Genomic DNA, 15,995 nt, shown 5'->3' with positions numbered 1-15,995 from the left:
AGCCCCCTCTAAATCTCCCCCGGTTGGGGAGACTTTAACTTCGCTCTTTTTTTTAAGTCCTCCCTACCGGGGAGGATTTAGGTGGGGCTTGCCTACTCACTTCTCAGGCTATCCACCGGGTTTGCAATTCCAGCTTTAATGGCGTGGTAACTAACCGTTACAATTGCAGTTATTATTGCTGCTAAACCTGCCACGGCAAACATCCACCACGAAATAGTTATCCGGTAGGCAAAACCTTCCAGCCATTTGTGCATAGCCCACCACGCTATTGGCGAAGCAATTGTAATTGATAATACCACCAGCACTAAAAAGTCGCGCGATAACAAAGTATTGATTGATACCAAGCTTGCACCCAAAACCTTGCGGATGCCAATTTCTTTGGTACGCTGTTCGATGGTAAAGGCGGCCAAACCAAACAAGCCAAGTGTTGCCAGGATGATCGTGATATAGGTAAATACACTGAATATGGATGCCAGCCTGTCTTCGGCTTTGTATTGTGCGTTAAAGGCATCGTCCATAAATGTGTACTCGAAGGGTGTATCCTTATCATATTTTTTATAGATGTTTTGCATCTTAGCCAGCAAAGTCGGGAGGTTGGTATGCGGTTTTATCCTGGCAAACAGGCTACAACCATCTCTGCTAAAAAACGGCATATTATCAGGAGCTATATTTAGAACGAGGGCGGATATTGCCGACTGCAACGAACTGTAGTTAAAATTCTTCAATACACCGATTACTTTATATTTGTTATTGCCCGACTGAACATAACTGCCAATCGGATTGGCCGGTAGGTGAAGTTTTTCGATAGCAGCCTCATTTATCACTAACTGTTGCAAACCGGCGAGTTTTTGATCGGCGGCAGGTTCGTATTTCCACTTTAATCCTAAGGTTTTTATGTACTGGTCATCAGCCAATAATGATGAAACCATAATGTTATCGTCCTTGGTTTTACCATTGAACGAATTCATGTCATATCCACCGAACATAGCATAGTGCGAGGTCGCCGCACTCTCGATACCACTTAGGGATTTTATATCCTGTTTAAACGCCGGGTAGTTAGTACCAAACGTATTATGCACCGGTATCATCACCACGTTTTCGCGGCTAACGCCTGTATCCACATGCCGAAAATAATACAGTTGGCGGTCGATAACTATGCCGCAAATAATAAGGCCTACCGATATGGCAAATTGTAAAGTGGTAAATACTTTACGCACCACAACACCGCCTGTGCTTTTACCCATTTTGCCTTTTAATGTAGCGACAGGTTTAAATGCGGATAGCACCACAGATGGATAACTGCCTGCTATTAATATTGTTAGCATCAATAATATAAACAATGAAATCAATACAATGGGGCTGTATAAAAATGTGTCATCAATTTTAAGCTGGAGCACATTTAAAAACCACGACTTAAAGGCATAACATAATAAATAGCCAAGCACAAATGAGATAGTTGCAAACATTGCCGACTCAATATAAAACTGGGTAGCGATAGTTTTCCGGCTTGCGCCTGCTACTTTACGCACGCCTACTTCTTTAGCGCGGAGTGTTGCACGAGCGGTGGAAAGGCTCATGTAATTAACCAATGCCAGCAATAATATCAATATAGCAACCAGCGGGAATATTTTCAGGTATTTTGTGTTTGATGAATCACCGAAATTACTTTTCAGGTGTGAATCAGGCAGTGCCGCAAGATAATAATGCACATTGTCGAATGTTTTGTCATGCTTTGCCATCAGGTCGAGGCTACGCCTTAGTGCTACAGTGTCTGAGGCGTGGTTTAACAAGAGGTATACACTGAAGTTGCCAAAACTAATTTCTTTGGCACCTGTGTACAACTTCGCCTCTTTCATTGTAAGCAGGCTCAGGTTCGACGTAACGAAATTGAATTCGATTGAAGAGTTTGACGGGTTATTTTGGGCCACGCCGGTAACCTGGTACGTAAATGCGCTGTCGGTTTTTAACGTAATGAGTTTGCCAATTGGGTTTTCGTCGCCAAAATACTTTTTGGCCATATCTTCCGACAACACTACAGTAAACGGCCTGTTAAGCACGGTTGATGCGTTGCCTGATACGAGCTTGAATGAGAAGAAGTTAAAGAAATTCGCGTCGGCAAATAACAATTTCGATTCCGAATACTTTGAATCCGGCTTTTCGGGGTTACTGGCTACTACTGGTTTAAAATAGGCCATTGTGCGGTTATAGTCTGCCACGGCTGGCTGCTTTTGCTTCATGATATCGGCAGCCGCGTAGCTCATAAACGCCATATTTACAGAGGTCCCGCCCATTTTAAATCCCATATGCGGGTTAAAAATCCTGTCGGCATTTTTATGAAAACGGTCGTAGCTACTTTCGTGCGCTACGTACATCATAATAATCATACATACCGCCAGGCCAACAGCCAAACCGGTTATGTTTATTAGGCTAAACAGCTTCTGCTTAACCAGGTTGCGCCATGCAATTTTTATGTAGTTGAATATCATATTTTAGTTCATTGGTTCAATTGTTCATTGCGATTTATTGTTCATAACCCAAAATTTCCTAACTCCTGGTCACTAATCTCCAATCACTCGGAACGAAGGCTTTCCACCGGGTTGCTCAGTGCTGCTTTTATCGATTGAAAGCTTACCGTTATCAGCGCAATAAATATTGCGGTAAAACCTGCCAGTGCTAAAACCCACCACTTTATATCCTGCCGGTAAGCAAAACCCTGCAGCCATTTATTCATTAAATACCAGCCAGTGGGTAAGGCAATTAAAATAGCCAGCAATACCAGCTTTATAAAGTCGAAAGACAACATGCTGGCAATAGCCGTTATCCGGGCACCTAATATTTTCCTGATGCCAATTTCTTTGGCCCGTTGCTCAGCAGCATAGGCCGCGAGCCCGAACAAGCCCAGGCAGGCAATTATTATGGCCAGCGAACTAAATATCAGCGAAATAGTACCTGTGCGTTGTTCCGCGCGGTACGATGCGTCAAAATCCTGGTCCATAAACGAATAGTTCATTTGAACACCCGGCGATAATTCCTTCCAACCTGCATTAATTTGTACTAAAAGCGCAGGTATATTTGCGGTACGTACCCGAATACTAAGTGCGCCCGTATTATGCGCCAGCGTTAAAACAACCGGACTAACCACATCACGTAATGAACTGAAATTAAAATCTTTTACAACGCCGATAATATGGAGCTGTTTTGAGTTAGCCACATTCTGCTCGCCTCCATTTGATTTGTATAAAGGTTTGTTTATCGGGTCTTTAAGCCCCAGGAATTTAGCAGCGGCTTCGTTTATAATTACTCCGGATGAATCTGTCAGCATATCCGCCGAGAAGTTGCGGCCGGCAGCCATCTTCATTTCCAGTGTGCTAATGTAATTTTCGTCAACTTCCCAGCTTTGCGGGAATAGCGCTTTCTTTTGGTCAAAGCTGGCATCTTTAAAATAGATGGCTGTACTTTTCCAGTTAGAAGTGGGCAAAAAACCTGTTAAAGTAGCATCAACAACGCCGGGGAGTTTTTTCACCTCCTGCTTAAATACGCCGGCCTGTTTATTCAACTCAAAAACATTTTGCACAATTAAAACCTGGCTGCGATTATACCCTAAATTTTTGCTTTGTATAAAATGAAGCTGGTTGTAAATAACGATTGTGCTGACTATTAAAAAAATGGATATGGAGAATTGAAGTACAACCAAAAAGCTCCGCAGGCCGCTACCTTTAAAGCCGGTTGCCAGCTTTCCCTTTAAAACATCGATAGGTTGAAATGCCGATAAATAAAATGCGGGATACGAGCCTGCAATTGCACCGACAAACATCACGATGAGCAATAATGCAGGAATAAGCCAGCCCAGCGTATGGGCATCCACAGTAATTTGTTTGCCAGATAGCTGGTTAAATGCAGGCAGCAAGGCCATGGTAGCTACAAACGCAATAACAGTAGCGGCAAAGGTTAGTAAAGTCGACTCCGTTAAAAACTGGGCGATCAAATGTATTTTTGCAGAGCCCAAAACTTTGCGCACACCAACCTCGCGTGCCCTGTTGGCAGAGCGGGCCGTTGATAAATTCATGAAATTGACACAGGCGATTAACAGGATGAATAATGCGATAGCCGAAAAAATATAAACATACTGTACACTGCCATTTGCACTAAGTTCGCCGCTGCGGTTCGATTTTAGGTGAATATCGGTTAATGGAGTTAAATTGAGCCGGAAGAAACTGCCGCTCTTTTCAAAAGCGCCCATATCCATATGAAGCTGCGATTTCATTTGGTCGCCGCTGTATTTGTTTAAAAACGCTGGTAACGACGCTTCCAACTTTTTGCTGTCTGTAGCATCTTTCAATAAAACGTAAGTATTATAATCACTTCTCAGCCATTCATTCGATTTACTATCCGGAAAGCTGGACATGGAGATAAAGAAGTCAAAATTAAAATGAGACTGTTGCGGTATATCTTTTATAACGCCCGTGATTTTGAAAAATCCGTTATTATCAAAAGCTAAAGTTTTGCCAACCACACTGATACTGTTAAAGTACTTTTTTGCTGTGCTTTCGGTTAACACAACACTGTTGGGTTCGGCCAATGCCGACTTTGGGTCGCCGGTTATCATGGGCAGGGTAAACACGTCAAATAACGAGGGATCAGCGAAGGCCATTCGATTTTCGAGAATACTGGCTGTCCCTTTTTTTACATGCGCTGAACCTGCATTTTTAATTCGTACGGTATTTTCGATATAAGGAAAATCGCTTTTTAACGTTTTTGCCAAGGGCGGCATAGCTACAGAATAGAGAACGTTATTCTCCCCAAGCTTTAAATCCTCGTTAACACGGTATATCCTGCCGGCTTTTGTATTATAACGATCGTAGCTTAACTCGTCAACTACGTAAAAAATTATGAGCAGGCAACTTGCCAGGCCTAATGATAGCCCTAAAATGTTCAGGGTGGTAAAGCCCCTGTTTTTTGAAAGGCTGCGGTAAGCTGTTTTTAAATAATTCCTGATCATTGTTTGTTCATTAGTTCAATTGTTCACTAGTTCATTGGTAGAACCTTTTTCTTTAAAACTGCCAGCTGTTACTACTACTACTACTGCCTATTCGCTTCTCAAACTCTTCACCGGGTTTGCCACTGCCGCTTTTACAGCCTGGAAACTCACTGTAAGTACAGTTATTAAAACAACAGCTGCACAAGCTATTATAAATACGCCCGGTCCAAGGTCAATACGGTAAGCGAAGCTATTCAGCCATTTGCTCATCAGCCACCATGATAGCGGGAAGGCAATTATGACCGCTATGCCAACCAGCTTCAGGAAATCCTGCGTTAGCATCAAAGTGATGCTGTTAACCGATGCCCCGATAACCTTGCGGATGCCGATTTCTTTCTGCCGTTTTTGTGCGGTGAATGCCACAAGGCCAAATAGGCCAAGGCATGAAATAAGGATGGCCAATACCGAGAAGTATTCTGAAAGTAACGACACCCTGGTTTCTGTTTCGTATTGCTTTTGATAGGCTTCATCCAAAAAACTGTAAGCAAAAGGAAAACCCGGGTTAAACGACTCATACAAGTCGCGGATCTGCGTAATGGTTTCTTTCTGATGATCGCCTTTAATTCTTATCATCATTTTATTATACGGGCTGCCACCGTTAAGCATAATGAATGATGGTTTCACTATTTCGTGTAACGACTCAAAATGAAAATCCTTCACGATGCCAATGACCTGCAAATTGCCTCCGTAAGCTCTAATATTTGCCCCCACCGGGTTCTTAAGATGCATAGTTCGCACGGCTGCCTCGTTGAGCATTATTTTATTCCCTTCGGCGCCATAGTTTTTCGAGAACGACCTGCCTGCTATTACCTGCATGCCAAGAGTTTCGGTAAAATTAAATCCCCCAAAAAAGCCTTCGAAATAAATAGCCTGGTCAGCGGCAATATTGCCATCCCAGCTAAGGCCGCCTGTTGCATAGTTTCTACCAACAACGTTATGCTGGGTATAACTGGCGTTAACCACGCCGGGGATGTTTCTTAATTCAGTTGCAAAACGATCTTCGTTGCCGGCGAGTTTACCTTCCGAATCAATCCTTATAACGTTGTTTTTATTGTACCCAAGTGACGTTGACTGTATGTACTGTATCTGCCGGTAAACCACCAGTACAGCCACAATCAGCGTAACCGAAAGCGTAAATTGAAACACCACTAAACCTTTACGGGCAATAAGCTCGGACACCGAAGATTTAAGCTTGCCTTTTAAAATAGCCAGGGGATTAAACTTAGAAAGGTACAAGGCCGGGTAACTTCCGGAAACCAGGCCGGTAAATAACATGATACCTGTTAATGAAAGAATGAGAGTGCTGTCAAAAGTTAATGTTATTTGTTTGCCAGTAAGTTGGTTAAACTGTGGCAGTAACAGCCGGGCAATATCTACGGCAAGCAATGTGGTAAAAAAGGCCATTAATACCGATTCGGATAGAAACTGTATTATCAACTGGCTTCGCTCGGCGCCGACTACCTTTTTTATACCTACTTCTTTCATCCTGCCCGATGCTTTGGCGGTGGACAGGTTCATGAAATTGATACAGGCTATTATTAATATAAAGAGCGCAATAACGGAAAAGAGTTTTACATATTCCTCTTTACTACCTATGCGCGAACCATGGTTAAATGTATGTTTAAGGTAAATATCAGAGAATTTCGACAAGAAAAGATGGCGGGTAGTATCGCCATCGGCTTTTGTTATCATGTCGGTAATATTGTGACTTAACTTATTGGCATCGGCCCCATTTTTCAAAAGTACATAATTGTGCGGGCCGCCATTGGGCCATGTTTTTACCCAGCCCTGTACATCGGCCAGGTAATCGAAGGATAAAACGAAATCAAATTGTTGTGAGGAATGTATGGGTAGTTTTTCAAACACACCCGATACAAAAAAGTCTTTGTCGTGCTGAAATTTAATTGCCTTCCCTATGGCATTTTCAGTACTGTTGAACAGCTTTTTAGCAAGCTCGTCGGAAATTACAATGTTATTTTTTGCTGCAAGCACGTCTCCCTTTTTTCCCTTTATCATTTTAAAAGAAAAAACATTGAAGTAATCTTTGCCAACATATTGGCCGGTGGCTTTCAGGTTTTTGTCGCCAACGGTTAGGGTGAATTTTTGCCACCAGTCTGCAGGGGCAACCGGGGTTGCATACTCAACCTCGGGGTTTTGTACAATTAGGGTTTCGCTAGCCAGACCCGATGATTCGTCGGATATGCCGTCAACCTCGCCGCCTTTACGGTGCTCCATTACCTGGTACAGGCGATTGTCGTTATCAAAAAACTTATCGTAGCTCATTTCGTCATGAACCCACAGGTAAATCAGCAATGTACATGCAATGCCCGCCGAAAGCCCCACTACGTTTAAAAAGGTAAACTGCCTGTCTTTTTTCAGGTTGCGAAACGCAATTTTTATGTAGTTTTTAAACATCGTACAATAGTTAATAGTTAACGAAAAACGGGTTTAGGCTTTAGATACCGGATAATGAAATTTGCTGCTTTTTTATTACAACTTCTTTCATTATCAATGTTTTAAAAGAAACTACCACCGGAAAGTCCGGGCAACACTCAAGCTACCCCTCCATTTAGGAGGGGATAGCAGAGGCACTTTATTAACTTATATAAACTTTCTTTTGTGACAGTTCATTTGTTCACTGATTCATTAGTTGATTGGTGGTTTAACCGGCAATCAAATATCAACCATGAACTATGAACCAAATTATATCATAATGTTTTCCATTACGCTTTGTCCATCCAATAAGCGGATGATACGATGGCTGTAACGGGCATCATGCTCAGAGTGAGTTACCATTATAATGGTAGTACCCTGTTCGTTAAGGTCGGTTAGTAGTTCCATTACATCATTACCGTTGCTCGAGTCAAGGTTACCGGTGGGCTCATCCGCAAGTATCAGTTTTGGTTTGTTAACAACCGCACGGGCTATTGCCACACGTTGTTGTTGACCACCCGATAACTGTTGCGGATAGTGGTTGCGGCGGTGCATGATCTGCATTTTGTCCAACACCTCTTCTACCCTTTTTACACGTTCGGCAGATGGAACGCCGGTATAAATTAACGGAAGCTCCACGTTTTCAAATACGGTCAGTTCGTCGATAAGGTTAAAGCTCTGGAACACGAAGCCAATGTTGTGTTTGCGTAGATCAGCCCTTTTGCGCTCGGTGAAATGAGCTACCTCGATGCCGTTGAAAACATAGCTGCCTTCATCCGGATCGTCAAGCATCCCCAGGATGTTAAGCAATGTTGATTTACCACAGCCCGATGGGCCCATGATGGCAACAAACTCGCCGGTTTTAATTTCGATTGACAGTTTGTTCAAAGCGATTGTTTCAACCTCTTCGGTGCGATAAAATTTCTCCAGGTCGGTGATTTTTATCATGGTGCTGCCGTCACCTACTTCATTTTTGCTCATATAAGTTTAATTTTATTTTATGTGTAGTTTAAATTAATTAATTGCCTTTAGTTTAGTCATTGGTCAATAGTCATTCATCTTCAAATCAACTAATCTCTAACCTCTGATCTTTAGTCTCTAACCACCTACTTCTTCAGCACCAGTTCCTGTATGTCTCCATACGTTTCGTAGCTCGAGGTGATAACTTTATCGCCTGGCTGTAAACCCGATGTCAGCTCAAAATAATCAGGGCTCTGGCGGTTTATCTGTATATCAACCTTATAGGCTTTTTTACCATCAGCACTTACTTTAAATATCCAGTTACCGCCGGTCTGCTGGAAAAAGCCGCCTTTTGGCAATAATAGCGCTGTTGTTTCTTCACTTAAATTAAGGTATACCTGCAAGGTTTGCCCCTTTTTTATGCCTTTGGCAGTTTCGCCTACAAATGCCATGTCAACATTAAACTGCCCGTTTACGATATTGGAAAATACCTTTTTTACGATCAGCTGGTAAGTTTTTCCGGCAAAATCAAAATGCGCTTTTAGGCCGGTGAAAACTCTCGATAAATAATGCTCTTCAATTCCGCATCTTACCTTAAAACCTGATAAGACGTCGAGTTGTCCCAAATGTTCCCCTTTATTTTTATTTTGTCCTATTTCCGCATCAAAGTTGGTTAATTGGCCACCAACAGGTGCCCGTACTGTCAGGGCGTCTACTTTTTTACGTAACAGGTCAAGGGTGTTTTTCATCTGTGCATATTGCTCCAGGTTTTGTTTATCCTGTTGTTTAACAGATAAGGTATCCTGCTGCAATATCTTCTTAGCAAGTCTCCATTTGGCCAAATTGTAATTGTATTGATGAGTTGCGGTTTCCATTTCCTGCGAGCCGATAGCCTTTTTTGCGTAAAGGTCTTTATCAAGCTTATAAATCCGCTCTGCTTCTTTAAGCTGTACATCAACATCTTCCATGCTGGTTAGTTTACCAATGGTACTTTGCTGAGCCTGGATGTGGGATATCTGCATCTGTGTCTGGTTACCATAAACGGTGCTTTGCTCATTTGCCAGGCTAAGCTCAAGGTCGGTATTTGATAATTTAAGTATCGGGTCACCCTCTTTTACAAGAGCGCCGTCATCAACATATTTTTGTTCTACGCGGCCACCATCTGTTGCGTCAATGTAAATAGTAGTGAGCGGCATTACCACGCCATTAACAGGGATAAACTCCTGGAAAGGGCCTTTTTTAATTTCACTTATGGTTATACGTTCTGTATCAACATCAAGCTTACTTTTGCCCGATGTAAAATAAATGCTTCCGCCAATTAACAATACGATGCCCGCTATACCGGCAATAGTTAGTATCCGTTTGGTATTCCAGGTCTTTTTTTCAATTACTCTGTCCACTGTTTAATAATTTATATTTTGTTATTAGTTACAAAAGAATATGCCACAAATTAAATACCTGTTTATCAGTATTTTAAAGCTCAAATATAATATACGGGCGTACGCTTCTGTTACAGCAAGTGTACGTTTATGATACAATACATTTAAAGGTATTTACAGGTCAAATTAGGTTTATTTGGTCATAGTTGGTGGTTGATGGTTCATAGTTAATGATTTATGTTTAATAATCCGGAGTTTTTAATATTTAGCATAAAAATTGTTGACCAGGAGCTGATTAGATCAAGGTTGAGAATTTACTGTAAGAAAGCAGTATTAAAATTATAAAGATTTGTTGATTAAATAATATTAATGGTATAATTGGTGAATTTGTGATTGGTTGACTATAAACCATGAACTATCGACCATGAACTTCTAGATAATGATACTAAAAAAAGCTAACGTACTAATTGTTGATGACGACCCTGATGTGCTTACGGCCGTGAAGCTATTGCTTAAGACCGAAGCGCAGGAAATTATTACCGAAAAGAACCCGGAAAACCTTAACTGGCTGCTACAGCGCAACCAGGTCGACCTGGTGTTGCTGGATATGAATTTTAACAGCGCCATTAACACAGGTAACGAGGGCATATACTGGCTGCGGAAAATTAAGGAGTGGAAACCGGCTGTTTGTGTAATTATGATTACCGCTTATGGCGATATCGATCTTGCAGTACGTTCGTTAAAAGAAGGCGCCAATGACTTTATTGTTAAGCCGTGGCATAACGAAAAGCTGATCGATACCATTAAAGACCTGCTTGATAAAAGAGAAGGTGTTAAAACTGTTAAAACTTCATCCAAAACTGCAACCGGGGATACATCCATATTGGGCGAGTCGGAAGTAATGCAGGATATCTTTCATAAAGTAAATAAAATTGCCCCCACCGACGCTAATATTTTACTTTTAGGCGAAAATGGAACCGGTAAGGATTTGATGGCCAAGGCGATTCATGAGCGTTCCTTAAGGGCAGACATGCCATTTATTAAGGTAGATGTGGGTGCCCTTACCGACACCCTGTTTGAAAGCGAGCTGTTTGGACACAAAAAAGGCGCCTATACCGATGCCCGGGAAGACCGCAGCGGACGTTTTGAGGATGCACAGGGCGGCACCCTGTTTTTGGACGAAATCGGTAATATATCGTTACAGCAACAAGCCAAATTGTTAACCGTTTTGCAAAACAGGCAGGTAACCAGGTTGGGTACAAATAAGGCTGTCGATATCGACATCAGGCTGATATGCGCCACCAACCTGCCTTTGTCAGAACTGGCTAACGAAAACCGTTTCCGTAAAGATTTGATCTACCGCATAAACACGGTTGAAATTAACATGCCGCCATTACGGAAACGCAATGAGGACATTGTGATACTGGCCCGGCATTTTGCAAAGCTTTATGCCACTAAGTACTTAAAACCATCTGTTGATTTTGATGCCGCGTCTTTAATGAAATTAAAATCGTACAATTACCCGGGCAACGTACGCGAATTGCAGTATACAATCGAGCGCGCCGTTATTATGGCCGATGACCAGTTGCTCCGGCCAGACGACTTGATATTTTCGATATTGGAAACACCGGGCGAAGTTATTGTCGACGACGATAATGTACCATTGAGCACGCTGGAGAAAAACGCCATTTTACGTGTGATAGAAAAGCACAACGGCAATATTACCAGGGCTGCAAAAGAATTAGGACTTACCCGCACCGCCCTTTACCGCAGATTGAGCAAGTATGATATTTAACCGTTACGAATGGCGTTTGGTGATGCGTGTAATATTAATGTTTATTACACTTAGCGTTTCGTCGTATCTTTTAGTTGACAGCCAGAAAATGTTTCTGGTAATAACCGTGCCCCTTTGCGCTTATCAGGTGCTCGACCTTATACGTTTCCAGAAAAAGGCACAGGACGAGGTGAGCCAGTTTGTAGAGTCGATACATTACCGCGATTTTTCGCGCCACTTTGACGTGCGTAAAGCGCCAAACGAATTAAAACCGTTACGTAAAGGATTTAACGAAATAAATACAACGTTTAAGTTGATAAGCCGCGAGCGCGAAACCCAGTATCATTACCTGCAAAAAATATTGGAGCTGGTTGATACCGGCATCATATCGTACGAGCAGGAAAGCGGCGAAACCGGCTGGATCAACGAGGCTTTTAAGAAGTTGATTGGCGTGCCTTATCTTAAAACCATCCACTCGCTCGAAAAGCGGGAGGAAGAGTTATACAACGAGATAATTAAACTTAAGCCTGGCGACAGCAAAATATTGACGGTAACCCGCAACCAACAATTGGTTAAAATATTGGTTACTGCGAGTGTAATGCGTAGCGAGGATAAGATGTATAAGTTGATTGCCTTCCAAAACGTGAGCGAGGCCCTGGACGAAACCGAATCAAAGGCCTGGCAAAAGCTGCTGAATGTAATGACGCACGAGATTATGAACTCCGTGGCACCGATATCATCACTTGCCGACACGCTAAAAAACCGCCTGCAAAGCCCCGAAATTAAGAACAGCCCAGTGAGCACCCAAATGGAGGATTTGGAACTGGGTATCGATACCATTAAGCGCCGCAGCGAAGGTTTGCTTAAATTTACCGAGAGCTACCGTAGCCTGAATAAAATTACCAAGCTTGATTTAACCAAGATACTGGTACGTAACTTGTTCGAATCCCTTAACCGGCTGATGCGCCCTACGCTGGAAAAGAAACACATCGAACTGGAGATCATCCTGCGCGACCCCACCCTGGCTATCGAAGCCGATTTGAACCTCATTGAGCAGGTAATGATAAACCTGCTGGTGAACGCCATAGAGGCGGTAAAGGATCGCGAGAGTCCTACCCTAACGCTATCTGCAGAGGTATTGAGCAACAATAAAACACTCGTAAAAGTTTCGGACAATGGACTGGGCATGCCCCCCGAATTGCTGGATAAAATATTTATCCCGTTCTTCAGTACCCGCAAAAGTGGAAGCGGCATCGGGCTTAGTCTCTGCAAACAGATCATGCTATTGCATAAGGGAAACATACAGGTGCAATCGACACAAGGTATGGGAGCTACATTTATATTGCAGTTTAGCCCGCAGGGAGGCTAAAACTAAGATTTGCAGGATTTTTAGGATTATAGGATGCGCGACAAAAACATGTGGCAGATGGCTGCCCGTCAACATTTCATCATATTTTTCAGTAATAAAACAGGTCTGCAGCATAAAAAGTACTATTGTATTTATAAGTCTTAAAAATGCAACTACCTGCTAAAAAACACATCTTCGCCATACCCGGCAGCCTGCGCTCGGGTTCATCAAACCATGCTGTTCTTAATTTTTTGAAGTCGATGGCACCGGCCGATATTGCTTTCACTATTTATGACAGGTTAGTCGATATCCCACCTTTCGATCCCGGAAATGACCATGATAGACCACACGAGGCAGTGTCTGAGCTTCGCAATTTTATAACAAACGCAGATGCTGTCATCATTTGCACCCCTGAATATGCCTATGGCATACCGGGTCAGCTGAAAAATGCTTTGGACTGGACGGTATCGAGCGGCTCCTTTACCGGCAAGCTAACTGCATTGATAACCGCATCAACAGGCGGCGAAAATGCGCACGAAGCGTTGAAAAAGGTTTTGGGTGCAATAGATGCCAACCGGCCCGAAGAAGCTACGGTGCTAATTTCGTTTATCAGATCGAAGATGGATGGGCAAGGAAATATAACAGATGAACAAACAACTGACAACTTAAAAGCCGTGCTGTCCACAGTTATTAATGCTATTAAATAATATTGAAAGCAACAATTTTGTTAGGTTCAATATTCCTCCAAATTTATAGCCTATTTTCAGACAATATATTTTTAATATTATTGTTTGAATAATTTGTTCCCACACCCATAACGCAAATATACTTTATGAACCCCTTGCTTACGAAAATCAAACTTGTGCCCGGTGCCTTAATGGTTTGCCTGGCAATGCTGCTTTGCAGTAATACCAACAATGCCCCCTTAAATGCAGGAAAAACCTATGTATCTGATTACGAAAATGTTTTAGGAACTTCCCTGCAAATAAAAATTTCAGCAGCCAACCAGGACGTTGCCGACCAGGCCGAAGCAAAGGCCTTGAACGAAATAGACCGCCTTGACCATATTCTTAGCGGCTACAATACGCAAAGCGAATTTAGCCGCTGGATGAACGGATCGCAAAAAGCTGCTAAGATATCCCCCGAATTATTCCAGGTGCTAGATTTGTTTGACAAGTGGCGAAAACTTACCGACGGCGCGTTAGACCCATCGGCCGAAGTGATTACAAAACTATGGAAGTCGGCGGCGAAAGAAAACCGGGTGCCAACACAAATTGAAATTAACGAGGCTGTTAAAACTGTTCGCGGAACGCATTACATACTAAATGCCGAAAACAGCACCGTACAGCGCCTGGATAATGCGCCTTTGATACTTAATTCATTTACTAAAAGCTATATCATTAATAAGGCCTGCGATGCTGCCTTGGGCTTAAATGGCGTGACAGCGATAGTCCTGAATATTGGTGGTGATATTGTTATAAGAGGAAATCATACTGAGCAGGTTCAAATCAGCAACCCAAAAGCCGATGCTGAAAATGATGCCGCTATAGCAAAAGTTGCTTTGAGCAATAAAGCAATTGCCACCAGCGGCAACTACCGCCGGGGAGAATTAATTAATGGGAAATGGTATTCACATATTGTTGACCCGCGTTCGGGAACCCCAGCCGAAACTGTAATAAGCTCGACGGTAGTGGCAGATAATGCTTCCGATGCCGGCGCGCTTGCCACGGCTTTTAGCGTGCTTAAGCCTGCCGAAAGTGCAAAACTTGCAGCAAGTATTCCGGGCGTACAGTATTTAATATTCACAAACAAGGGCGAACGGATCGAAAGTGAAGGATGGAAATCGATCGAACTGCCTGTAGCGAAAACTGCTGCCGTGGCAACAGACATCAAAGCGAATACCTGGGATCCGAACACCGAACTTGCTATTAACATTGAACTTGCAGAAATACAGGGTTTCAGGGTACACCGGCCGTACGTTGCCGTTTGGGTGGTTGATAAAGATAACAAACCCGTTCGCAATATTGCATTATGGTATAATAAAACCCGGTACCTGGATGAAATGCATGCCTGGTACCGCACTTATTACCAAAGCTTTATGGATGCCAATGCGAGCGTAAGTTCAACATCGAGCGCTACAAGATCGGCAGGAAAATACACGTTGAAATGGGATGGCAAAGACGATAATGGTAAATTAGTCAATCGCGGTACTTACACCATCTACATCGAGGCTGCCCGCGAACATGGTACCTACCAATTAATGGAGCAAAAGATAGATTTTACAGGCGGATTTAAACAAGTGCAGCTAACAGGCAACGCGGAAATTGCAGCAGCCACATTAGATTACCGGAAAAAGCCAAAGGATGCCCAATAGTAATTTACCCGCCGGTGGCCCGCACAAAAGAATAAGAACTGTAAGATCGGCAAAATCAGCATCAAAAAAGCGCCCGGTTTCGTTATCGCGCTGGCTGCATATTTACCTTTCGATGGTAAGCTTTGTGATTGTACTGTTTTTTGCAGTTACAGGGCTTACCCTTAATCACGCCGAATGGTTCGGAAGCAAACCTGTAGTAAAAAAGCAAACCGGCAGGTTAAATGTAAATTGGGTCAACAATAAAGATACGACGAGGGTTGACAAACTGAACATTGTCGAATTCCTTCGTAAAACAAACAAAGTAAACGGGCATGTTAGCGAATTTCGAATAGATGGCCCGGCTGTTTCTGTAGCATTCAACGGCCCTGGCAACTCGGCAGATGTATATATAAACCGCAACGATGGCAACTATCAAATTACCGAAACAAGCTTCGGATTGATTGCGGTTTTAAATGATCTGCATAAAGGGCGCGATACTGGCAAAAGCTGGAGCGTGGTTATTGATATAACAGCCATTTTGATGTCGCTGATATCATTAACAGGGATTATTATGCTTTGTTATATGAAAAAGAAACGGCGAACGGGTTTCATCTTACTCGGTGCCGGTGTATTAATTATCTACGGCATCTTTCACTTTCTTATAAAGTAGTTTCCATTTCAGCTCTTCGCATTTTATTTTACTACTGCCA

The 15,995-nt window shown here is 42.7% G+C and carries 10 protein-coding genes; 5 read left to right on the top strand and 5 right to left on the bottom strand.

Annotated elements, in window-relative coordinates; translation table 11 throughout:
* Positions 1-92: 92 nt before the first annotated feature.
* The 5 genes from NAF19_RS26190 to NAF19_RS26170 form a co-directional block, all read right to left on the bottom strand.
* A complete protein-coding gene (locus NAF19_RS26190) occupies positions 93-2,486 on the bottom strand; it encodes an ABC transporter permease (RefSeq protein WP_252793329.1) in 2,394 nt (797 codons plus the stop codon).
* Positions 2,487-2,569: 83 nt separating this feature from the next.
* Entirely contained in the window at positions 2,570-4,999 is a 2,430-nt protein-coding gene (locus NAF19_RS26185) for an ABC transporter permease (RefSeq protein WP_252793328.1), read from the bottom strand.
* An 87-nt stretch (positions 5,000-5,086) separates the two neighbouring features.
* The gene (locus NAF19_RS26180) at positions 5,087-7,453 is read right to left on the bottom strand and encodes an ABC transporter permease (RefSeq protein ID WP_252793327.1); all 2,367 of its coding nucleotides are present in this window, start codon (positions 7,451-7,453) and stop codon (positions 5,087-5,089) included.
* A 288-nt stretch (positions 7,454-7,741) separates the two neighbouring features.
* Positions 7,742-8,419 (bottom strand): ABC transporter ATP-binding protein, encoded by a 678-nt coding sequence (locus NAF19_RS26175; protein WP_252793349.1) that lies wholly within the window; start codon positions 8,417-8,419, stop codon positions 7,742-7,744.
* A 158-nt stretch (positions 8,420-8,577) separates the two neighbouring features.
* Complete coding sequence (locus NAF19_RS26170) at positions 8,578-9,831, bottom strand: efflux RND transporter periplasmic adaptor subunit (RefSeq protein WP_252793326.1); 1,254 nt, start codon at positions 9,829-9,831, stop codon at positions 8,578-8,580.
* A gap of 418 nt (positions 9,832-10,249) precedes the next feature.
* Here NAF19_RS26170 and NAF19_RS26165 point away from each other — a divergent pair, with 418 nt between their 5' ends.
* From NAF19_RS26165 to NAF19_RS26145, 5 genes are all read left to right on the top strand, one after another.
* A complete protein-coding gene (locus tag NAF19_RS26165; RefSeq protein WP_252793325.1) occupies positions 10,250-11,605 on the top strand; it encodes a sigma-54-dependent transcriptional regulator in 1,356 nt (451 codons plus the stop codon).
* On the top strand, positions 11,595-12,953 hold the full coding sequence (locus NAF19_RS26160; protein WP_252793324.1) for a sensor histidine kinase: 1,359 nt from the start codon (positions 11,595-11,597) through the stop codon (positions 12,951-12,953). The genes NAF19_RS26165 and NAF19_RS26160 overlap by 11 nt, the downstream gene beginning before the upstream one ends.
* 146 nt (positions 12,954-13,099) lie before the next feature.
* Complete coding sequence (locus NAF19_RS26155) at positions 13,100-13,639, top strand: NADPH-dependent FMN reductase (protein ID WP_252793323.1); 540 nt, start codon at positions 13,100-13,102, stop codon at positions 13,637-13,639.
* Between the two features lie 125 nt (positions 13,640-13,764).
* Entirely contained in the window at positions 13,765-15,306 is a 1,542-nt protein-coding gene (locus NAF19_RS26150; RefSeq protein WP_252793322.1) for a DUF2271 domain-containing protein, read from the top strand.
* Positions 15,296-15,955: a PepSY-associated TM helix domain-containing protein gene (locus NAF19_RS26145; protein WP_252793321.1), complete on the top strand. Its 660-nt coding sequence runs from the start codon at positions 15,296-15,298 to the stop codon at positions 15,953-15,955. Before NAF19_RS26150 ends, NAF19_RS26145 begins: the two co-directional genes overlap by 11 nt.
* Positions 15,956-15,995 lie beyond the last annotated feature (40 nt).

It is taken from the genome of Mucilaginibacter flavidus (assembly GCF_024055575.1).
GTDB classification, from domain to species: Bacteria; Bacteroidota; Bacteroidia; order Sphingobacteriales; family Sphingobacteriaceae; genus Mucilaginibacter; species Mucilaginibacter flavidus.
Note: the sequence above shows the minus strand (reverse complement) of the source record. Positions and strands in the feature narration are given on the sequence as shown.